Raw genomic sequence first — 23,272 nt, 5'->3', positions numbered from 1 at the left:
ATATACTATTGTACAATTAGTTTCTGACTTATAGAAACATCTCCAGCAACCAAAGATATGATGTACAGACCTTTAGTTAGATTAGATTTAGACTGGTATATAGTTGCTGAGCCAATAAACTCTCTGGCAATAACCTGTCCCGTAATATCGTAAATTACCAACTGAGTTTCCTTACCTGATAAGCCATTTGTATTGACAGAAAAATTGCTGCCTGATCTCAAAGGATTTGGATATATATCAATACTGTTTACAGCATCAGATTCTAATGCCAAAGAACCTGTATATTTAAATGTATCTTCAAGACTTGAAGCTATATTGCCGGTAGGGTCAGAAATATTAGAGGCTGTTAAAGTGTATGTAACATTACCCGACAGGCTGGTTGTTTGCAAAGTTACCGATAAGCGATCTTCGCTCAACGTGGCACTAATTACATTTATATTATCAGAAACTGAGTAGTTAGATGTATTTTCGGCACTAGACATTGTGATTACTTCTCCAAATACAACAACAACCTCATTTATTACATCAGTATCATCTGCGCCAACTAAGGTTGGAGCATCATTATCAGCAACATGTTGAAATTCAAAAGCTCCAAGATCAACAGTACCATTTGATACTCTAGGTAGCCAATCGTTATCGAAAATTGCAACATCTGTATTTGTCCCTGTATCGATTGCAGAGCTCGTTGACTTTAATGTAAAATCGAAGTTGGCATAGTCGTTATAGTAACTTGTTAGAGCTGTTCGACCTACGGTAGTGTTTGTCTCAGTAGAATTTTTTGTATCATTGAAAGCAAAAGCATAATCACTTGCAAGATTATTTCTAATAGTACAACCTTCGGTAGTTGTACCATTTTTTGAGTTCAGCAACCATATTATAGGAGCAGAATTCAAATCTTTACTTGCATTGTAAGGAGATTTTACAACTGTATTATTTTGCACTAAACAGTTTTTTGCACCAGATAATGTAATTCCGTGGCGATGATCAGATACAATCAAATTATTTTCAAATATACTGTTAGTAATATTTCCATCAGTAACAATAATTGATTGCATATAATATCCTACAAGATCGTTATCCTTAATAAAATCAGTAATAGGATCTAAAAAACTATATATCTTATTATTTCTAAAAACTAAATCATCCAATACACCGTTATAGACATCGTATCTATCATACATTTGTATAGCATCGTCATGATTTACAGCATAATCCTGGACATAAGCATCTCTAATAGTGTTACCTTCATAAACAGCGTGATTTCCTAAGGCTCTAATAGCATCACCTCCAAAATTATCAATTAGATTATTTTTTACTTCGTAATAATCTCCAACAACTTCTAATGAGAACATTGTATTTTTAATCGTATTGTTTTTTAGGATAACATTATCACTAAAAAGCATTAAACCATCCTTAGCATATGTATACCAATCAGATTTTGTCCATGTACTAATATCATCTGCAGATTGAATTGTACAATTAGTGATTTTTAGATTAGAGAAGTTTTCTTTTGCTTCTATAATATAAGGTCTGGTAAACGCTCCTCCTGAACCATCAGCCGAAAAAGTAATACCATCAAATGCCCAATATTTACCACTCTTTAATAAGATAGACGAAATTACTGGTGTTTCACCTTCTAAGGCTTTAACTGTAACATAATCAGAATTACTTGTACTAATAGACGGTTCTCCGTGTGCTCCACTTAATAAATACAACACATCTCCAGGCTTAAATGACTTCATAAGGTATGGAAGTGTTTCAAATTTACCCCAAGGACTTCCTTTACTACCATCATTGCCTAATGATCCATTAACAGGATCGAAATAATATTCTGTAGCAAATAAATTTACTGTAGAAAAAATAATTAACGCCAATAGGGTACTTATTCTTTTTATAGATCTCATATTATCATAAATTAACTATTTACGCTACCAGTTAAAAAATATACTATCGAATAAAATCGCAAGTATATTTTCAACTAGTATCAAATCAATATACGTTAAAAGTCATGCCAGATATAGCACAAGACTAATAAGTTAAAAAAGGTTATAATATAAGTATTATAACCTTTTTTTATATTTTAACTAACTTTTTACTCTTAAATTACAATCTCCATCTAAGACCAAAATCAACAGTCATTCCGTAATTTGAAAGACCTGAATCATATCCTGTACGAGAAACAACGGTTATCTCTTTAGCACTAGTGAAGTTATTTATATTAGTGTATAATTCAAGACCATGCCAAGGCAGCTTCTGCTTAGCAGAAAAATCCCAACGTAAATATTCTTCATTGTAAGTATTCAATTCCCTAAATCTATTTGGAGATTTGAATATTTTAGATTGATACATCATAGAGATTCTGGTAGAGAACCCTTTGTAGTCATAACCTAAACCAACATTAATTATATCTTCCGGTTGATCAACCAAATTACCTGTATAGGTAAAATCTTCCTGAGATGTTACATATCCCAGCCACGGTTGCGACGGGTCAACAAGCTCTTTAGTAACGATCGTGTAAGGATATTGAGCCTCTGAAAAAATATGTGTATAGTTAATATTCATAACTAAGCCCTTTAAGGCACCGGGAAGGAAGTAGAAATTCGATTGCCAATCGAACTCTAAACCATACATATTAGCAATGTCCTTACTATTCTTTGCAGTATAAATAGCCATGTTTTTGTAACTATCATCAAAACCATATTCCGACGGATCTAAAATAACTCTACGGCCAGTATTGAAAATCATGTTTTCAATTTCCTTAGTAAATCCACCAACTGTTAAAAGTCCAAGCTGATTTGAGTGGAACGAGAAATATACGTCCCAGTTTTTAGAAAATTCAGGCACCAAATTATGATTGTTATAATTAACAAGCTGACCTGGCATGTACTTATCCATTTTCGGTGCGAATTGATAATAATTTGGTCTGGCAAGAGTATGAGTATATGCCAACCTAACATCAAACCAATCATTTGGCTTATATTTTAAATGTATCATTGGCAACAAGTAACTATTTTCTCTTGTTACTGCTGAATCAATACTAGGGTATACTCTTTCCGGTAAAGCAAGATCAGTAATACCATAAGCTCCGGAATATTCAGTTTTATTCTTTTCATATCTAACACCCGGAATGAACTTAATAGATTTACCTATATTTAATTCGGTTAAAATATAAGAAGCAAGATATAACTCATCTCCGGAATAGTCATCAGTTTTTGATGTTCTATCATAAGGATATTGGTCTCCATTTTCGCCATTTGCCTGCATTACATCCAACATTCTTTCCATTAAATCTAAATCAACAACAGATCCCATACTATATCTACCATCCATATAGTCTCTATGGTCAAAATCAGGATCATTAGCACGTTCGAATGGTATTGGACCGGAACCTGAACCTAATTCAGGAATTGCCTCCCAAAGCTGGGAAGTATTTCGTCCACCTCGAATAATAAGATCTGATCCCCAGGCAGTTTGATCTTTTGATCTTGTAGTTTTACGAGAATCTACACCTGCCTTAACAAAACCACCTAAATTTTCGTTGATATTAAAATTATATGTTAAATCAAAAGAAGCTCCTAACTGTCTTTCGTCGTTAACAGAACTTCTTTCTGTAATTTTTTGTAAATATGAAATCGTTTCATCCGACTGAACGTTATCAAGTACTTCTGAAGGTGTTATATGCTGATCCAGGCGCGTAACAATAAAATCATCTTCAAATACATTCGCATCTTGAAGGTAATAGGCATCGATCTGATACGGAGTTTCACTTTTTGAATAGGTATGCGATACTTTACCTTCAACCTTTAACTTATTAAATACTTGTGAGTAGCTTAATATATTACTAAATGATTGCGATTCGTACCTGGCACGTTGTCCTGTTCTGGTATCAGTATAAAGTTTTCCCTGAAAATTTGAATTAACAACTTCACCGTAAGTATCTTTAGATGTATTACTTCCACTATAGAAGTTCTTAAACTTAATAGAACCTTCCTCTAATCTATAATCTAATACAAGAGTCCCTCCTAGTCTTTCTTTTTGTCGAAAAACATCAGTAAGAGAGGCTCCTGTAGTAAGTACCTCTTGTCCTGTAAGTGCAGGATCAGGGTTACCTTTCATTTCATAAGAACCTGTCATCCCATTGGCACTTCGGTTTCTTTTCTCGGCATTTGCCTGAAGATAAACACCAAGTTGATCATCAAAGAATCTGTTACTTACGCTACCATTTATTAAATAATCGCTAAAGGTACCTTTAAGATCGTTGTAGCCCATTTGTGCAACAAGATCACTATTCCATCCCGAACGGGCTTCACGAAGTTTGAATTCAACCATTCCTCCAATGAACTCACCATTCTTATCGGCAGTTGCAGCTTTATAAACCTCAATACCATCAAGTGCATAAGGCGATATAGCAGATATATCTGTACTTCTGTCATCACCTGATGATGCCATTTGAACACCTTCCATAGTAATTCTATTGTACTTTGGCGATAAACCTCTAACTACAACTTTATTCCCTTCTCCACCTACACGGTTTACAGAAACTCCCGGAAGTCTCCCTAAGGTTTCAGCGGCATTAGCATCAGGTAATTCCTGCATTTTCTCGGCAGAAACAACATTTGTAATAGATTGCGAATTTAACTGTTGGTTAATCGCATTCATTTGCCCTTTTGCCTGTGCTGTAACTATAACTTCATCCAGACCAACTGCCCCGCCATAACCAAGCGAAACATCTAACTTCAATTTTTCGCCGGCTTTTAATGATATTGACTTGACCACATCTTCATAACCTATATAGGTAATTGACACATTATAATCTCCAGGTGTAACACCCGACAGTATATAACTTCCATCTAAGTCGGTAGATACACCAATAATGGTTCCTTCTAATACTACATTGGCTCCAATTAATGTTTCGCCCGTTGCTTTATCCGTTATCACTCCACTTATATATGCATCCTGTGCATATACACCTCCAAAAAACAATGTAAATAGTATGGATAATACTATAGTGTTTTTCTCCACTGAAAATTTCATATAATTCGTCGCTAAATTGATAATAAAATATTTTCAACAACAGCAAGAAAAACAAATTCTCCTACTATTGTTGAAAATAATACAATTTTACTTTCTAATAATAATTTGACGAGATTGAGTAACTTCCTCAGTCTCCAATTTATAAATAAATATACCGGCAGGTACACCACTAGCATCCCAACTTACAACATGTTTTCCTTTAGTAAAGGATGCACTTGTAATATCTTCTATTTTCTGTCCCATAATATTGTATACAGAGATAGTAACATTTGCCGTTTTAGGAAGTTCGAATTCGATATTAGCTGTTTCTTTAACAGGATTAGGGTAACTGTTCAATTTGTAACCCATCTCAGTGAAATATTTATCATTAACAGATAACCCCCCAAACATAGAAAGTCTCAACATTCCTTCTACTCCTTCAGGGTAGCTGTATTGACCTCTATTAGAGGCATTCCAGTTAAGAGTTCCAACAGGTAAACCATCATGACCGGCTGTTAATAATGAAGCTTCAGTAATTTCGTGATTACCTTCTACTAAAGGCCAGTCAACCATAATCATTCCTGATTCACCTAAATCTTCATCGATATTTCTTCTACTCGTATTAGTTCCCCATCCAGCCGTACCAGCAGTCTCACGTAATTCAGTACATGCTGTTGCCAATTCATCTACAGTCCAGGTATTAACTGCTGTATTTGCAAATTTAGGGTCAATATTTAAATTATCAGTATCTGATAAGTTAGGATAAGCTGTAGCATCATCAAACATAGGCTGTGATACTGGGTTAATCCAAACAGCACCTGTCAAACCAAATTGAGTCTGGTAGTCAGAAATTGCAGATGGAGTAAAATAAGCATTATTTGTAATTTCTATTACTCTATCAGCCTCTGTAAGACCAGCAGCAGTCATCAAACCTTCTTTAACTACTGCAAAAGAGTTAATTGCAAGTTCTCCATCAACAGGAGGATACCATGCTTCTTCCTGTGATTTTGCATTATCTCCATATGCACCAACAGCATAATATAAATTACTTCTACTCTGTAGATTCACCATATCAATCATTCTTATACCATCGATCATTGATGTATAAAAAGTATTGTGCTCTACAACAGCTCTGTCAACTAAGCCCTGACCTCCCTCAACAAATAATAAAAATGATGTATTGTTGAAAAATGTATTGTTTGTTAAAATAAGGCTATTTATTTGTTGTTTCCCGAAACCAGTTTGTTGACCAACAAAAGGGTGATACTTATTATTACCATTTCTAAATATATTATCACTTAGGTATATAGTATTACCTATTCCTGAAGTCTGGATTGTTTGCCCCTGGAAACCATTAAAGATACATCCCTGTAGTTCGATATGTGAATTATTTCCCTTAAATGCAACAGCAAAAGTCCATTGCGCATCGTATGTAGTTGGATCATCAAAATCAAGAGCACTAAAAAATATATTTTCGAAATAGTAGTTATTATCACTACCGTTAAAAATAAAGAATCCCCCAACCGGATCTCCTGAACTATATTCACCTCTAATGATAACCGGTGGACGTAAACTCTCATCTCCTGCAGAAACCATTGCAAAAGAAGAAGTTAATGCCAAGGTTTGGTTCATCACATAAAAAGCTCCTCTTTCAAGGCGGTAAACACGGTTTTCAATTCTTTCTCCTGCATCAGTAGTATCCTTTAGGATAACCTGATCAAGAGTGTTTTCCGGAGTACCATCCCACATTGGAACATCTAAAAATTCCTGTGCATTCAATGTTGATGTTGTCAAAAATAATAATGACACAAACAACGAATAAATCTTATTCATATTAATAACATATTTAATTAATAACCAAAAAATATTGACACTATAAATTTAAGGTTTTTTTTTTAAAATCTTAAATTTTTAACATGCACAATATGATAACAACACTTCGTTAACATATTGTGCATGTGAACATTACATATTATTTAACCACCAACTTCTGCGTAGAAAATGCACGCTCTGATGATAACTTCACAATATATAGTCCGGAATTAAGATTAGCATCCGAAACTATTACAGATTTAGAAGTTTTTGTAAATACTTTATTATACACAACCTTACCTGATACATCAATAATATCTAAAGTAAATGCAGATCCAGAATCAGGAGTTTCAATTGCAAATACACCATTGGTTACCGGGTTAGGGTATATAGATAAGTCAGATAACTTAATAAGCTCGTTAGACAAAAGATCATCGCCAGTAAGAGTATAAGATCTTATGTAAGCAGCAAGCATAACATGATCTAACTGTGTAACATTTTGATTTCTAAAACCATAATCAGTAGCTAAAACTGTAGCTGTACCGCCTTCAGGAGTAATAGATACTGTATAAGTTTTGTTAGGAACATCTACCGTAAAGTCCATAGTGTACTCTACTCCACTTTCGTAAGTAATGTCAGCATCTTTAGTATAAGTAACACCATTATGAGCATCAAAAGTTCCATCAGGCTTAAATCTAACAATTACCGAACAATCTCCCCAAGAATCAGGTCCAAGTTTTCCTTCTGACATTGTAACACCTGCATCAAGAGAACTTCCGTTTGGAATAACTTTAAGTGATTTAGTAAACACTCCTGTATTATCACCCGCTAATCCTGCAGCTGGCCAGTTACGTCCACTAATAAAAGTACCTGTTGCATCAACCAATAAATTAAATGGCTTAACTGCAGTAGCTCCATCAGCGTCAGTAACAGTAACTTCATATTCACCTTCAGTTGCAACTGCACCATCAATTGTGATAAAGTGAATACTTCCATTCCAGTGTTTTTCAACAAGCATTCCTGTAGCTTCACTTCCGTCAGCTTTTGTTACAGAAACAACTAAAGCACTTGCATCCTCATCTGCATCAGTTACGTCTAAAGCAACACTTGTACTAGATACAGTACTTGCTACTACATCTTCGATATCAGCTAATACCGGAGAAGTTTTCACTTCAAGAGTATAAGATCTGATATATGCAGCAAGCATAACATGATCTAATTTTTCAACGTTCTGGTTTCTAAAACCATAATCAGTAGCTAAAACTGTAGCTGTACCTCCAGCCGGTGTAATAGATACTGTATATTTTTTGTTTGGTACATCAACAGTGAAATCCATTGTGTATTCAACTCCTGTTTCGTAAGTTATTGCTGCATCACTAGCATAAGTAACACCATTATGAGCATCAAAAGTTCCATCAGGCTTAAATCTAACGATTACTGAACAATCTCCCCATGAATCAGGTCCAAGTTCTCCTTCTGACATAGTTACACCAGCATCAAGGTCACTTCCGTTAGGAGTAACTTTAATTGACTTAGTAAATACTCCTGAATGATCTCCCATAGAAACACTAGGCCAGTTACGTCCACTGATATTAGCTCCTGTATCATCAACTAATACAGTCACTGTCTTAACTGCAGTAGCTCCGGCAGCATCAGTAACAGTAACTTCGTAATCACCTGCAGTAGCCACAGATCCATCAATTGTAATGAAATGAATACTTCCATTCCAGTGTTTTTCAACAAGCATTCCTGTAGCTTCACTTCCGTCAGCTTTTGTTACAGAAACAACTAAAGCACCTGCATCCTCTTCTGCATCAGTTACGTCTAAAGCAACACTTGTACTAGATACAGTACTTGCTACTACATCCTCGATATCTTCTAATACAGGAGGAGTATTTGGTGCTCCAACTAATTTATCATCTCCAGTAATTGAAAGCACTGGAAGATCAGTTGTTGAGAATTCCATTCTCTGCCAACCGATAATATGCTCCGTACTTACTCTCAAAAATACATACTTCCCTGCATTACCAGCATCATACTGTCCTTGAATAAAAGTTTTTAATAATGCATTAGCATCTGTACTTGTTGTGAATGGAGCTGTTGGATTGTCAGCAACACCTGCGTCAGTGGCTTTAACCACAAAACCTTGCTGTATAGCTACAGCATCAGTATCATCTGTGTTATATGCACCATTAAAATAATCTGTACCTAGTGGAAGTGCTTCAGCTCTTGCTCCAGCAATAGCATATAAATCTGCTACATTACCTAATGGGAACCAATCTCTGATTAATCCTACTGTAGCCTCTAAAGAAACAGATTCAATAACAACACCAGCTTCTGCTTCCGGTAATTTAAATGGAATAACATAACATCTTCTTATAGCATCATCACCATCAGCAATGTTATCGGCTCCTACCCATCCTACCCAGTTTTGAACTGCATTTGTCACAGCGCCATCAGCTGCTGCTGTAGTCTCAATGACACTAGCATCCTCACTACTGGCTGCAACATCAATAGTTGTTTGAGCCATGGTCATTAATGGTGCTCCTAAAAAAGCTAGGCCCAATAAACCTTTACGTAAATTTAACATCATATTAATAAATTTTTAGTTAATTATTCTTCTTTACAATCGATTGTATAATACAATCGATTGTAGTTCTCAAAGATAACAATATGTATCTATTAGCCAATAAAAATAAAAAAATATTTTAATTCCTTATTTTTCTGGTATTTAAAACTCAAAATAGACGAAAATGTCATGGTGTACATACAACACTAAGTAGTTTGTTGTTCAATTTACTCATATCCGGAGCGACGTTTTTGAAAAAAACACCTTAAGATAATATATCATAATAAGATAGCTTTAAAAAAACTTTAGTTTTCTAAGCGAAAAACAACAATATCTTTATTGTATTAAAAAAAAACTACACGATTTATGCAGATTTATAAAAGATACTTATCAAACTTAATCAACCAAAATTCTTTTTGAATAAGCTGAATTTGCATCGCTAATTCTTAACAGATAAACTCCTTTCCCTATATCGGACCCAAGGTTAATATTCAATCTATTTGCATTAGCTCTAGATAATTAACAGTAAACCTTCTGCCCTGTGATGGCATATACTTCTATATTGAGCTACCCGTGTGTAAGTTTCCACCAAAAAATCTTCCTTGGCTAAATATTGTAACAAAACTTTTGCGCCATCTTTTCTCGCTTGGTCGCTAACACTATGGAAGTGCGTACTCTCCCAACCTCTATAATAGTTGTAACCCCATAAAGTAAAAGTCTTGTTTACAAAAGTTGGAATGTAATTTTCAGGAGTTTTAGTAATATGAGGACTAGAACCCGAATTTACATTTATATAATTAACATATTAGCTTTATTAAGTACCCCAAAAGTTCCTCTTGCAGATATAAATAGTTTATTTACTTCAGATTCACCCTTTCTCCGTATGGGTAAGCGTATGTTAAACACAGTGATTCAACTATTTCTGAATCAACCTTATCCTGAGTTGCTTTTAATCGCAAATAATATTCTTCTAGTGTAGTATTCTTAACTCCCTCAGGAGACTCGTTATACCAATTTCTGTCATCATGCCCCTGAACCTAATTCCCTAAAGATTCCAGTTCAATAAATGCAGGCCAGTCATTTACATTATAGGTGTTATTTTCAGCCTCTGTTATCACAAACCATGTAAAGTTAAATCCATACTTAAGTTGCATAGACTTCCAAAACTCCGGATCATATATCGGATTATCATCAATAGTTAAAGTAAACACAGCCAGATTATCTCCTTTCCAAAGGCAAACACCTGATTATCCATGATTTGTTGGCCAAACCTTATCAGTTAATTCAAACCTTGGACTTGTTACTTTTTCTAAATTCAACTTATCATTCTGCGCATTAAGGTTTATACTGATTGTAGAAAAAAAATAACTAATTGTATATATTTATTCATTTCAATAATTTATCTACATTAGGGCTTAAACATGCAATCGATTGTATGTTTTTGAAGAGCACTAAATTATAATTTTTCACTCACCTGAAATATATTAAAGCCAAGTGCTTTTGCTATTTCATATTTATCGTACATTTTTTTTCAATATATAAATAGCTAAACTGTATTTCACTTATCAACTATTACTATATACAGTTATTACACAAATACCATTTGGAGGTCTATCTACTAAAATCAAAATCTAAAATGAGTTTTTGTTAACCTTTTGAAGTAATTTTTAATCAGAAATCAGAAATTTCAACATTCTTTCACAATGGAAACTTGTATTGTTTTCAAAGTTTCCATATTTTTATGATCACAATACCAAAACTGTAATAATAATACCAGAATCATGAATGAAGAACTTCTAAACAGAATTATAGAAATATCAAAAGGTATCTTTATAAAGTATGGTGTAAAAAGCATTACCATGGATGATATCTCAAAGCAATTGGGAATATCTAAAAAAACGCTATACACTGTAATTAAAGACAAACACGACTTAATAGAAAAAACAAGCTTCGCAATTTCCGATCAGATTCTGGAAACAATAAACGATCTGCTAAAGAAAAAATTAGACCCTATAACCGAGCTGTTGGAAATAGAAAAAATAGTTTGTGATATTGTCACCGGTATCGATCGGTCTTCTATATACCAGTTTCAGAAATTTTATCCGGATATTCATAAAAAACTTCACGACCGGCAAAAAGAGGCAATTATCAACATGATAAAAGATAACCTCAGAAGAGGTATTAATGACGGATTATACAGAGGAGATTTAAATATAAATTTCATAGCCAATATCGATTACTACTTTAGTCATCTTTTGAGTGATACAGATATTTTTGATCCCCATGAGTTTGATCTGCGAAAAATAAAACACGAATACCTCATCTATCACTTACGGGGAATTGCCTCCTACAAGGGCTTATCGTTCATTGAAAGTAAATTAAGAGAATATTAAACCCGATTATTTATATGTCCGCCAAATTAAAATTAACCGCTATATTCATTACACTGATACTGTTTCAGTTCAAATTATCAGCTCAGGAAACTACATCCGATACTCTCAGCTTAAGCCTTTCTCAGGCTAGAGACTATGCTCTGAAGAATAACTACAAGATGAAAAATGCCAGACTGGATGTTACTGCAGCAGATAAAAAAGTATGGGAGACTACAGCGATAGGCTTACCTCATGTTGATGGAAAAATTGACTATAATAATAACTTAATTGTAGGAACCATGCCTTTAAAAATGACTCAACCTGATGGCTCTGAGGCTACAATGTATATTCAGATGGGGTCACCTCATACGGCAAGTGGCTCTATTTCGGTAAGCCAATTAATATTTGATGGTTCATACATTGTAGGGTTACAATCAGCCCAAACCTACAAGAAGATTTCGGAATTGGCCGAGAAAAAATCGGAGACCTTAATCGACGAAGCAGTAACAAATGCCTATGGAGGAGTTATTTTAAGTAAGGAAACTGTTATAATACTGAATTCTAATGTTGAGACTTTAGAAAGAAACCTAAAAGAAACAAAAGCTTATTTCGAAAATGGCTTATCAGAAGAACAGAATGTTGAACAATTGCAGATTCTTCTGTCATCCACGAAAAATTTACTTTTCAATGCAGAACGTGCCTATGACACCAATATGCAAATGCTGAAGTTTACATTAGGTATGGATATTAACTCCCCGTTGAAACTTGAAGACGGAATAGAACAACTGTTGCTCGAAAATATTAACCCGTCGATTGTTGAAAAACAATTAAGCCTTGAAAACAACATAGATATTCTGATTCAGAACAACCGGGTCAAATCACAGGTACTATTAAAGAAACTGGAAAAATCGAAATATTTGCCAAGTATTAATGCATTCTATAATACTAAACAGGATGCATTTTCGAACGACTTTTCCTTTTTTCAGTCTTCACAGGAATGGTATGGAGCACAAGTAGTTGGATTAAGTCTTAATGTTCCTATATTCAGTTCTTTCCAAAGACATTCAAAGGTACAACAGGCAAAAATAGAACTAGAAAAAGCCAGAACTACCAGAGTGGAAACCGAACAACAACTAATACTCGATGTAGAGAAGTCAAAAAATGCATATTTATCATCAGTAAATCAGTTTCATACAGCAAAAGACAATATGGATCTTGCTACTAAGATCAGAAAAAAAGAAGAGATAAAATATTTTGAAGGCATGTCCGGCAGCCTGGATCTCTCTAATGCCGAAACACAGATGTTCAACACACAAAGTTCATATATACAGTCGATATTTGCCCTGATACAGGCTAAGGCTGCACTGGATAGAATGTTGATGAAGTTTGAAGAAGAGTAAAAGACGGAAGGCGGGAGACAGGAATTTAAATACAGAAAGTAGTTCAAAAATAGTGATTGTTTAAAATAAATATTTAACAACATCGGTCATCGGTCTTCCGGCTTCCGACTCAACAATATACAAATGAAAAAAAACATCATCATTCCAATCCTAATAGTAGTTTCAATTACACTTTCACTAAACTCATGCAGCGAAAAGAAAAGCGAACAAACTGATTCTCTAACAGAGCTTAAAGCCAAAAGAGATTCACTTAAAACCGAATTCAAAAATATAAATGCAGAACTTAAATCGGTTGAAAGAAAAATCAGCGAATTAGATCCGCACAAAAACCTGTACATAGTAAGCACCGTAAAATCGGAGTTGAAAAACTTTAAACATTACATTAAAGTACAGGGTAATGTTAACTCTGATCAAAATATTACGATGTATCCCGAAATGGGAGGTTTGATTAATAAGGTATCTGTTGTTGAAGGACAGAAAGTAAAAAAAGGACAGGAGCTTATTAAATACGACAGTGAGGTAATTAAAAAGACAAAAAAGGAGATAGAGAGTGCTTTACAGTTAGCCGAAACAACTTATAAAAAACAAAAGAAGTTATGGGAGCAAAATATTGGTTCCGAAATACAATACCTGCAGGCTAAAACCAATTACGAATCAATGCAGAGTAAAAAAGCAGCCATCGATGCCCAGCTCGAGCAAATGCGAATAACAGCTCCATTCTCGGGTATTATTGACGAGATTTTTGTAAAGGAAGGCGAAATGTCGGCTCCAAATGTACCTGCTCTTAGGTTAATAAACCTTGACGACACCTATATAGAAGCCGATGTTTCTGAAAAATATCTAAGCAAAATCAACAAAGGAACTCCTGCAATTGTTGATCTTCCAAATCTAAACTCGCCGGTAAAAACAGAAGTAAAAATGACCGGAAACTTTATAAAACCGGGCAACAGAACTTTTAGGGTAATACTCGATGTTCCAAACAGTGAGCGTAATATAAAGCCGAATCAGATTGCCGTTGTTAATTTAATGGATTTAGAAAAAACCGGGGTTATTATTCCTTCGAACGTAATCCTTAATTCGCCCGACGGAACCAGTTATGTTTACACCGTAGAATCAGGAAAAGAAAGTGCTCCGGTAAAAAAAGTCATAATAGAAAAAGGCCCATCCTACAAAGGGGAAACTATTGTATACAATGGTCTGGAAGCCGGACTGCTTGTAGTTGATAAGGGATCGAGAAATATCCAAAACGGACAGATGGTAAAAGTTCAATAAAAATACAGTAGTTATCCCGACCGAAATCTACCTGCCAAACGCAGGAAGGCAGGGGCAGTGTAGTAGAGAGATCTCTTGATCTATTGAACAGATTCTTCGACTACGTTTCACTTCGCTCAGAATGACGTCAAAAACAACATTATACGATGGATATAAAACACAAAATAAAAGAGTTTAAATTATCATCCTATTCGGTCGATAATAAAGTAACTGTACTTGTGCTGACCTTTATAATCTTTATGGCAGGATTAGTTGGTTATTTGGGTATGCCCCGCGAAACATTCCCACAGGTTGTTACGCCTACAATATATATCACAACCGTATATCCCGGAAACAGTCCTCTGGATATCGAAAAACTAATCACCAGGCCAATCGAAAAAGAATTAAACGGAATATCGGGAATAGAAAAAATTACCTCATCATCGGTTCAGGGCTTTTCGATGATAATAGTTGAGTTCGATTTCAGCATTTCGCCCGATGATGCCCTGGTAAAAGTAAAAGACAAAGTTGACAGGGCTAAGAGCGACAAAGACTTCCCTACCGACTTACCGGCCGACCCCGATATTTTTGAACAGGACATAAACGAGCTGATGCCCATTATGAATATCAACCTTTCGGGAGATTTTACTCTGGATCAGCTTAAAGAATATGCCGAATATCTCGAAGATAAGATAGAAGCAATAAGTGAAATTACAAAGGTAGAAATTAGGGGTATTCAGGAAAAAGAGGTTGAAGTTGCTGTTAACAAGTATCTGATGGAATCGCTTCAAATTAGTTTCGACAATATTGCCCAGGCAATACAATTCGAAAATATGACTATATCGGGAGGAGACCTGATCTCGAACGGAATTCGAAGAAACCTACGAGTAATAGGAGAATTTAACAATCCTGAAGAGATTGGGGATATAATAGTTAAACAGGAAAATCAGGAAATAGTTTACCTGAGAGATATTGCTACTGTTGAATTCAAGGAAAAACAAAAGGAGAGTTACGCCCGCGAATACAAAAGCCCGGTAGTAATGCTCGATGTAATGAAACGCTCGGGTGAGAACCTTATCGAAGCATCGGATAAAATCAATGAAATTTTGGATGAAGCCAAAACAGAGATTTTCCCTGAAACCCTGAGTATTTCAATAACAAACGACATGTCGTTCCATACTAAAAAACAGGTTGCTGAGCTCGAAAATTCAATCATTATGGGTATGCTGCTTGTAATTGGTGTGCTAATGTTTTTCCTCGGATTGAGAAATGCTCTTTTTGTAGGTATAGCAATACCAATGTCTATGTTCCTTTCGTTTGTTATACTAAGTTACATGGAAGTAACGCTTAATATGATGGTGCTTTTCTCATTGATAATGGCACTGGGAATGTTGGTTGATAACGGAATTGTGGTTGTGGAAAATATTTACAGGCACATGAGCGAAGGAGTTAAACCGATAGAGGCAGCCAAGCAGGGAGTTGCCGAGGTGGCACTTCCAATTATTGCATCAACTGCTACAACACTGGCGGCCTTCCTACCTCTGGCTGTATGGCCCGGTATGATGGGTGAGTTTATGAAATACCTTCCTATTACTCTTATTATTGTGCTTTCATCGTCATTATTTGTGGCATTGGTAATAAACCCTGTGCTTACCTCTATTTATATGAAAATAGAAGAAAAGCCCATGTCTAAGAAAAAATTACTGACTATTTCGGCCACTCTTATAGGAATTGGCATTCTATTCCTTTCAGGCGGTTTCGCAACTTCGTCGAAAGCACTAATTGCAATTGGAAACATTGCTGTTCTTCTTGCAATTCTCGGACAGCTACAGATGTATTTCCTCAACCCGGCTACAAAATGGTTCCAAAATAGATTAATGCCCTTCCTGGAAAAAGAATATTCAAAGGCTTTACAATTTGCTTTGAAAGGAAGCAAGCCTAAATTTCTTTTAATAGGGGTTTTCTTATTGCTGATTCTATCATTTGTAATATTCTGGATATTCACTCCTAAAGTTGAGTTCTTCCCTAGTAACGAACCGAAACTGGCTTTCGTTTATATCGAATATCCTATCGGAACAGACATTGAGGTAACTAACAAAACAACCGGGGAACTGGAACAAAAAGTACTTGAAGTAACAGAGCAGTTTATCGTAGAAGAAGAGGACGAAAACGGAAATGTAAGTCCATACAATTACATGGTTAAATCGGTAATAGCCCAGGTTGGAGCGGGAACCAGCGATCCTACTCAGGGCCCCGGATTGGGCACTACACCAAACAAGTCCAAAATATCTGTAGAATTCCGCGAAACTTCAGAACGAAGAGGAATATCGTCGAAAGACGTTTTGGAACAAATACGAAGTGCCGTAAAAGGCTTCCCCGGATTAACTGTTACTGTTGACAAAAACAGAGAAGGGCCGCCTGCCGGTGCCGACATAAACATAGAGCTTAGAGGAGACGATTACATAGTAATGCTGGAAGAGGCCGGAAAGCTTAAACACTTTATCAACAATTTAGGCATCGACGGAATAGACGAGTTGAAAATTGATGTTGACAGAGGAAAACCTGAAATGCCGATTATTATTGACCGGGAAAAAGCACGTCGTTTCAATGTTTCAACGGGACAAATTGGAGATGCTATACGTACCTCTATTTTCGGGAAACAGGCATCGACATATAAAGAAGGTGAAGACAACTACGAAATAAACGTTCGTCTACAGGAACAGTTCCGGGTTGACGAATCATCAATCATGGATCAGCTCATTACCTTTAGAAGTCAATCAACAGGAAAGATAAGTCAGGTACCGATTTCGTCTGTTGCCGATGCAAAAATGACATCTACTTTCTCTACTGTTAAACGTAAAGATCTCGACAGACTTATTACTGTTTTCTCGAACGTTACCGAAGGAGCTAATGCCAATGATATTGTAAAAGAGATAAAAAAAGAACTTAAGGATTACAAATTACCTCAGGGCATAAGTTTAAAGTTCACAGGACAGCAGGAAGAACAGGCAAAAGAAATGGCATTTTTATCGAAAGCACTGTTAATTGCAGTATTCCTGATATTCCTGATAATGGTTGGTCAGTTTAATTCTACCTCAACCCCATTCATTATTATAAGCTCGGTAGTACTGAGTTTGATTGGTGTATTAATGGGATTAGTAACATTCCAAATGCCATTTATTATAATGATGACAATGATTGGTATAGTTTCGCTTGCAGGAATTGTGGTAAACAACGCAATTGTATTAATCGATTATACAAACCTGCTCATCGATAACAAAAAACTGGAATTGGGATTAGACAAATATGCCTTTATTAACAGAGAGCACCTTTTCGAAATGGTCGTTGAAGGAGGCGAAAAACGTTTACGCCCGGTATTACTAACCGCTATAACCACTATTTTAGGTTTATTACCGCTTGCAACAGGTATGAACTTCAATTTCTTCACCGCCTTTACCGATTACAATCCAAATTGGTACTTTGGCGGCGACAACATGGTTTTTTGGGGGCCAATGTCGTGGGCAATTATCTTCGGATTGACCTTCGCTACTTTCCTTACATTGATAATAGTTCCGATTATGTTCTATTTAATGTATCGTGCTAAAACAAAATTATGGGAAAAGAAACAGAGTAGATTAATAGCGGAATAATCCCAGATAAAACCTATCGTCGTCAGTCAGGCACAGACAGGCATCAAAGTACAAGAACAACAAATGATATTTTTTTAAGCGAACTGTAATTAAAACTAAACTGACTGGGAAAGCCCTATGAAAAAGACAGTAATTTTAGCTATTATTATTCTTTCACATATCCGGTTAGCCGGACAATATCAGTCGATTAAAACATATCCTGACACCTTAAACAAAACTAAGCTGTACACAACCGTCGGTATTGGAGCAGGCGCTTATATTGCCGGATTATCATTTCTACAGTTTATATGGTATAAAGATCACGAAAGAGTCCCATTCCATTATTACGACGATTCAAACGGATACCTGCAAATGGATAAAGCCGGACATGCCTATGGAACGTATTGGGAAAGTTCCATCGTGTACAATGCTCTGCGAAAATCGGGAGTAAGTAAACAAAAAGCATTGATATACGGAGGTTCCGCAGGATTACTTTTCCAGACCCCTATAGAAATCTTTGACGGGCTATACGAAGGCTGGGGGTTTTCGTGGTACGACATGATCGCAAATACAATAGGGGCCGGACTATTTACTGTTCAGGAAGCATTTTTCGACGAACAGGTTGTACTGATGAAATTCTCCTATTATCCAAGTCCATATCCGCAATATCACCATCATCTGGGAGAAAGCCATATCGAAAGTTTCTTCCTTGATTATAATGCCCATACCTATTGGCTGTCGGCTAACCTTAGCATGATTACAGGAAGTAAAAGAATACCTCCCTGGTTAAATATTGCTTTCGGTTACAGTGCCAACGGAATGATCTACGAATTTGAGAATCCAAAGGATTATCGGGGAGAACCTTTTCCTTACCTAAGAAGATACCGTCAGTTCCTGTTGTCGCTGGATATCGATTTCTCAAGAATCCCAACCAATAAAAAATGGTTAAAGAAGGTCTTTAACGCCATCAACCTTGTTAAGATTCCTTTTCCTGCACTGGAATACAATAACAAAGTGGGCTTAATATTCAGATACATGTATTATTAAATTCTACAGACAGAAAATCATCTTATTAAAACAATCTATTGTTGTTTCCTTTATAATACTAAAATATACCTCAAAGTTTACTGAACTAAGAGGTATATCTACATATAGGGGTATAAAATGCAAATTCTATTTAAGTACAATATTCACAACTCCGTTCTTCCCTTTTTCTCCAAACTTCTTAACGGCCTTTTCTTCAATATCATAAATCTCAATAGCATATATATCATCCATCAACAATTTCTCTGCTTCTTTTACTGTAGATTCTTTCCCGTCTATAACATACAGTTTAGTATTTAAACTTTTAGTCATATTTTTAAGATAGTTTTCATTCCTGTATTCTTCAGGAATATCATCGGTATATATTATTGACGTGGCCCCTTTCTTCTCGGCTTCTGCTTTTAGTTTCCTAATCTTTTCCTGAGATTTTCTCTTCGACTCCTCATCTTTAAAAGTGTATATCTCAACAGCTCCGTCATTTGCTCTTTCACCGTATTTCTTTACTGCGTCTTCTCCTTTTAAAACACTGACAGACTCAATATCTTCCCTCTTTACGGGAGGAAAACCTTCTCCTTCATATCTTTTTCCATTTACTAAATAAAGTGGCTTTGATTCGGACACATAAGGTTTACATAATTTCTCTTTTGTATACTGTGTCATATCAGCCTCATCTTTAAGAGTTATTTTCATAACACCGTTTATACCTTTCGATCCGTATTTTTTTGTTGCATATTCGTTTTTTAGTACCTCTATCGATTCTATATCGTCGGACTTAATATTTCTTGCATCCATATTTTCCATTATTTCCCCATTTAAAATATATAAGGGTGAGGGGATGATATTTGCTTCATCCGGATTTATGGGAAAACCAATGACTACTTTCATATCGTCTGTTGCAACTGTTTTATGATAGACAGAATCAACATCTGTCATACTTCCTGTTTTAACTTTTCCGGTCTGAGCAACAAGATCTGCATTAAATAAAAATCCAAGCAATAATATCGCGGGAATTACTACAATTGTTTTCATACTCTTTTTTATTTAGTTTATTGATAATTAGTTTTTCTATGATTTATTAAATATTCCTGTAAAAAATCAGGGCAAAAGTATCCCTGCTACATATATAAACATGCAGTAACCTCTTGTGATTAAGACAAATATCTAGTCGAACTCAGGTTAATATGTATTATGGAATTTACTTTTTCTTCATGGTGATTTCTACAACTCCGTTTTTACCTTTATCACCGTACTTTGCAACAGCTGATTCTCCTTTAAGTACACTAATAAACTCAATGTCATCAGGAGAAATCTCATTTGGATTAAGATTCTGTTTTATTACACCATCAACAATGTATAAAGGAGCTGTGATCGCAGATTTTGCATTCTCCAACGTTAATGGTCTGCCCTCAAAAACATTATCTGCTTTTTCTATTGGCATACCTACACGGTAATATCTTCTGCCTGAATTACGTATAATATCCTTCCCTACCTGATATGCTGGTATTACTTTTTCATCGGTTTTGTTATATTTTGATTTCAGGCCTATCCCATCATTACTATTCTCTATTTCTGTATGTTTAAAAACACCTTCCTCCTGTTCTGCAGATTTATCAGTAACATGTTTTTTCTCTCTCTTTTCCGTGGAAAAGTTAAACTGTTTTTCCGGTTTATTTTTATTTGTAGTAATCAATATTACACCATTTTTCCCTGCATCACCATATCTTTTTATCCCTTCGTCACCCTCAATTACTTCAGCTCTTACACCATCCACAGCATTTATTCCTTCAACTCCTAATTCGCTGACAATACCGTCAATTATGACTAAAGGTTCTTCTTCATAGGATATATATGGTTTTTTGGAATCAAGTCCCTTTACCGAGATACTGGCAGGATCAATATCCTGCGCAATAACTTCTGTATTAAATTCAAATACGAAAACAATAAGTAATGGTATTATAATTATTGCTTTCATTATATTAATTCTTTTAGATCTCTGCTTATTGAGCATTGATATTCTTCTCTTTATCAAAGAGTCATAGAAGTTATTGGTTAACTCAAATTCACTTCCAGCCGAATTAAGCTTTAACATTGTTAGCTGGTAGTTTTTATTTCCTTCTACATCATTTATGGCTCGAGAATCGGCTAAAAACTCTAAATTCTGAACAATTGCATTTTTATATAACCACGCAATTGGATTTATCCATTGAAAAGCTCTAAGAAGTTCTACTAACAAAATATCGTAACTGTGCTTTTGTTTAGAATGCTCTCTTTCGTGCCTTAATATATTTTCGAGCTCCTTTTCTGTGAATTTAGCAGGATTATAAACTATATATCTCATAAAAGAAAATGGAGAAATATCAATATCTGTTTTTACATATATGAACCCGTTTCTTTTATCTTTACTGAAAGGCTTTACAAAAGCAAAAAACGACAATAAATTAATGCCAATTTTCATTATAAACACTACTGAAACAGCTATGTAAACAACATCTAAATTATGATAGATACTATCCCATAATGAAAACTCCGGAGAAACTGTAATTACCCATGATTTTTCTAAATTATTTACAAGATAACCCGGATAGAAATTACTCCCTACATAAACCTTATTCTTTACAAGAGGCATTAACACCGAGGCAATTATTCCTACATTTAGAAAGTGTCTGTTAAATAGTAAAAATGTATCTTTTCTTAAAAAAATCCTGTAAACCAGATAAAAGCCGGTAAGAACAGAACCCGATTTTAATAAGTAAATAAAAAACTCTTCCATATTATTTGTTCTTTTCTATCTGTTCTATAATCTCCTTCAACTCCTCAACACTTATCTTTTCATTTTTGGCAAAAAATGAAACCACATTTTTGTATGAGTTTTCAAAGTAACTTTCTATAGCACTGTTCATGTACTTTTTACGGTACTCGCCCTTCTTTATTAACGGGAAGTAACGATGTGTATTTCCAAAAGTTTCATGAGCAACAAACCCCTTTTCCTCCAGTTTTCGTATAACTGTCGACATTGTATTGTAATGAGGCTTGGGATCAGGCATCTCTGCTACAATCTCCTTAACAAATGCTTTCTCCTTTTTCCAGAGAATTTTCATTAATTCTTCCTCTTTGTTTGTCAGTTTGTCCATAATTCATCTATAAATTAATTACCTCTTTTAAAATACTCTCTATAGTTGCCCCTCCATAACCCGTCCATTTTTTCACAATCTTATTATCAGGACCAATTACAACAAACGAAGGTACACCACTAACTCCGTATCTCACCTGTATTTCACTATATCTTCCTTTCCCATCCCAAAGAACCGGCCATGAAGCACTATCAACCTTTACCAGGTCTATCCAGTCCTCTTTTTTTCTGTCGGTTGAAAAGCTCACAATTGATAAATTTTCTCCGTACTCTCTGTTAATTTTTTTCAGTTCCGGAAGTGCCTGTCTGCACGGTCCGCAAAATCGCGATGTAAATTCTATTAAAGTATATTTTTTTCTTAATTCGGAGAGCTTTACCTGTTTTTCTTCTGTATTGAAAGCCTCAAAATCATAGTACTCATCCCCTTCTTCCAGTTTTTTGTTATCTATATAAACTTTTACAAGTTCAGCATATTTCGTTTTTTTCATATCATCATTGATTTTTGCATACAGTTGCTTTACTGTATCAATATCAATTCGATCTTTATAAAAAGATAATTGGTTTAAAGCTGCATAAGTATTAATGTTCTCTCCTATAAATTCAATTGTTATTTTATCGGTAATAGAATCTATTCTTTTCATATTCTTTATCAAATCACCCTCTTTAGATTCTTTAATACTGTCGGAAGATGAAAAATAGTCCATTACCATTTCATGGCGTTCCTGCCTTAAATCTTTTACCAGATCATTGAGCTTATCTTCCTCCTGTTGATATACCGACCCGCTTGTTTTTATATGGTATGGAAAGTCGTCCTTATCGCCACTCAAGTTTACATCTTCATTTCCCATCAATAAAAACTTCCCCAGATGCTCCTTACCCAAACTGGCTTGCAAAATCAAAAACTCAGGTGTTTCACTTAGCTTTCCCTTCATGGATAATTTTCCATTCAATAATAATGCACTGTCAATCTTTATTCCGCTATCGGAATTAGTAAGGTAAAACATAGTGCTATCCGTAACATTGGTGAAATTTCCCGTAATTGTGAAACTATC

At 35.2% G+C, this 23,272-nt stretch carries 14 protein-coding genes; 5 read left to right on the top strand and 9 right to left on the bottom strand.

The window, feature by feature from the left end; translation table 11 throughout:
- Positions 1-5 precede the first annotated feature (5 nt).
- The 5 genes from ABFR62_05875 to ABFR62_05855 all read right to left on the bottom strand — a co-directional run bounded on the left by ABFR62_05875 (position 6) and on the right by ABFR62_05855 (position 10,605).
- Positions 6-1,904 carry a T9SS type A sorting domain-containing protein gene (locus ABFR62_05875; protein ID MEN8137941.1) on the bottom strand — a complete coding sequence of 633 codons (1,899 nt, stop codon included), beginning with the start codon at positions 1,902-1,904 and terminating at the stop codon, positions 6-8.
- A 199-nt stretch (positions 1,905-2,103) separates the two neighbouring features.
- Positions 2,104-5,034 carry a TonB-dependent receptor gene (locus ABFR62_05870; GenBank protein ID MEN8137940.1) on the bottom strand — a complete coding sequence of 977 codons (2,931 nt, stop codon included), beginning with the start codon at positions 5,032-5,034 and terminating at the stop codon, positions 2,104-2,106.
- 87 nt (positions 5,035-5,121) lie between these two features.
- Positions 5,122-6,846: a T9SS type A sorting domain-containing protein gene (locus ABFR62_05865; protein MEN8137939.1), complete on the bottom strand. Its 1,725-nt coding sequence runs from the start codon at positions 6,844-6,846 to the stop codon at positions 5,122-5,124.
- 139 nt (positions 6,847-6,985) lie between these two features.
- Positions 6,986-9,418 carry a T9SS type A sorting domain-containing protein gene (locus tag ABFR62_05860; protein MEN8137938.1) on the bottom strand — a complete coding sequence of 811 codons (2,433 nt, stop codon included), beginning with the start codon at positions 9,416-9,418 and terminating at the stop codon, positions 6,986-6,988.
- A 1,013-nt stretch (positions 9,419-10,431) separates the two neighbouring features.
- On the bottom strand, positions 10,432-10,605 hold the full coding sequence (locus ABFR62_05855) for a hypothetical protein (GenBank protein MEN8137937.1): 174 nt from the start codon (positions 10,603-10,605) through the stop codon (positions 10,432-10,434).
- 570 nt (positions 10,606-11,175) lie between these two features.
- Between ABFR62_05855 and ABFR62_05850 the strand changes: the two genes are divergently transcribed.
- The 5 genes from ABFR62_05850 (at position 11,176) to ABFR62_05830 (ending at position 19,093) form a co-directional block, all read left to right on the top strand.
- Positions 11,176-11,787, top strand: coding sequence for a TetR/AcrR family transcriptional regulator (locus tag ABFR62_05850; GenBank protein ID MEN8137936.1), 612 nt, complete (start codon positions 11,176-11,178; stop codon positions 11,785-11,787).
- A 14-nt stretch (positions 11,788-11,801) separates the two neighbouring features.
- Positions 11,802-13,166 (top strand): TolC family protein, encoded by a 1,365-nt coding sequence (locus tag ABFR62_05845; GenBank protein ID MEN8137935.1) that lies wholly within the window; start codon positions 11,802-11,804, stop codon positions 13,164-13,166.
- Between the two features lie 123 nt (positions 13,167-13,289).
- A complete protein-coding gene (locus ABFR62_05840; GenBank protein MEN8137934.1) occupies positions 13,290-14,438 on the top strand; it encodes an efflux RND transporter periplasmic adaptor subunit in 1,149 nt (382 codons plus the stop codon).
- Positions 14,439-14,584: 146 nt separating this feature from the next.
- Positions 14,585-18,067: an efflux RND transporter permease subunit gene (locus tag ABFR62_05835; GenBank protein ID MEN8137933.1), complete on the top strand. Its 3,483-nt coding sequence runs from the start codon at positions 14,585-14,587 to the stop codon at positions 18,065-18,067.
- A 117-nt stretch (positions 18,068-18,184) separates the two neighbouring features.
- Entirely contained in the window at positions 18,185-19,093 is a 909-nt protein-coding gene (locus tag ABFR62_05830; protein MEN8137932.1) for a DUF2279 domain-containing protein, read from the top strand.
- A 126-nt stretch (positions 19,094-19,219) separates the two neighbouring features.
- Here ABFR62_05830 and ABFR62_05825 read toward each other — a convergent pair whose 3' ends face one another.
- From ABFR62_05825 to ABFR62_05810, 4 genes are all read right to left on the bottom strand, one after another.
- Complete coding sequence (locus ABFR62_05825; GenBank protein ID MEN8137931.1) at positions 19,220-20,119, bottom strand: hypothetical protein; 900 nt, start codon at positions 20,117-20,119, stop codon at positions 19,220-19,222.
- A 166-nt stretch (positions 20,120-20,285) separates the two neighbouring features.
- Positions 20,286-21,860 (bottom strand): M56 family metallopeptidase, encoded by a 1,575-nt coding sequence (locus ABFR62_05820; GenBank protein ID MEN8137930.1) that lies wholly within the window; start codon positions 21,858-21,860, stop codon positions 20,286-20,288.
- A gap of 1 nt (position 21,861) precedes the next feature.
- The gene (locus ABFR62_05815; protein ID MEN8137929.1) at positions 21,862-22,221 is read right to left on the bottom strand and encodes a BlaI/MecI/CopY family transcriptional regulator; all 360 of its coding nucleotides are present in this window, start codon (positions 22,219-22,221) and stop codon (positions 21,862-21,864) included.
- Positions 22,222-22,228: 7 nt separating this feature from the next.
- A partial coding sequence (locus tag ABFR62_05810; GenBank protein ID MEN8137928.1) for a TlpA disulfide reductase family protein occupies positions 22,229-23,272 on the bottom strand: 1,044 nt, incomplete at its 5' end.

The organism is Bacteroidota bacterium (genome assembly GCA_039714315.1).
Classification (GTDB): domain Bacteria; phylum Bacteroidota; class Bacteroidia; order Flavobacteriales; family JADGDT01; genus JADGDT01.
Note: the sequence above shows the minus strand (reverse complement) of the source record. Positions and strands in the feature narration are given on the sequence as shown.

Excerpts from the sequence above, each read along its gene's own strand:
- ABFR62_05875 (MEN8137941.1), bottom strand. The coding sequence starts at position 1,904 with ATGAGATCTATAAAAAGAATAAGTACCCTATTGGCGTTAATTATTTTT.
- ABFR62_05870 (MEN8137940.1), bottom strand. The coding sequence starts at position 5,034 with ATGAAATTTTCAGTGGAGAAAAACACTATAGTATTATCCATACTATTT.
- ABFR62_05865 (MEN8137939.1), bottom strand. The coding sequence starts at position 6,846 with ATGAATAAGATTTATTCGTTGTTTGTGTCATTATTATTTTTGACAACA.
- ABFR62_05860 (MEN8137938.1), bottom strand. The coding sequence starts at position 9,418 with ATGATGTTAAATTTACGTAAAGGTTTATTGGGCCTAGCTTTTTTAGGA.
- ABFR62_05850 (MEN8137936.1), top strand. The coding sequence starts at position 11,176 with ATGAATGAAGAACTTCTAAACAGAATTATAGAAATATCAAAAGGTATC.
- ABFR62_05845 (MEN8137935.1), top strand. The coding sequence starts at position 11,802 with ATGTCCGCCAAATTAAAATTAACCGCTATATTCATTACACTGATACTG.
- ABFR62_05840 (MEN8137934.1), top strand. The coding sequence starts at position 13,290 with ATGAAAAAAAACATCATCATTCCAATCCTAATAGTAGTTTCAATTACA.
- ABFR62_05835 (MEN8137933.1), top strand. The coding sequence starts at position 14,585 with ATGGATATAAAACACAAAATAAAAGAGTTTAAATTATCATCCTATTCG.
- ABFR62_05830 (MEN8137932.1), top strand. The coding sequence starts at position 18,185 with ATGAAAAAGACAGTAATTTTAGCTATTATTATTCTTTCACATATCCGG.
- ABFR62_05825 (MEN8137931.1), bottom strand. The coding sequence starts at position 20,119 with ATGAAAACAATTGTAGTAATTCCCGCGATATTATTGCTTGGATTTTTA.
- ABFR62_05820 (MEN8137930.1), bottom strand. The coding sequence starts at position 21,860 with ATGGAAGAGTTTTTTATTTACTTATTAAAATCGGGTTCTGTTCTTACC.
- ABFR62_05815 (MEN8137929.1), bottom strand. The coding sequence starts at position 22,221 with ATGGACAAACTGACAAACAAAGAGGAAGAATTAATGAAAATTCTCTGG.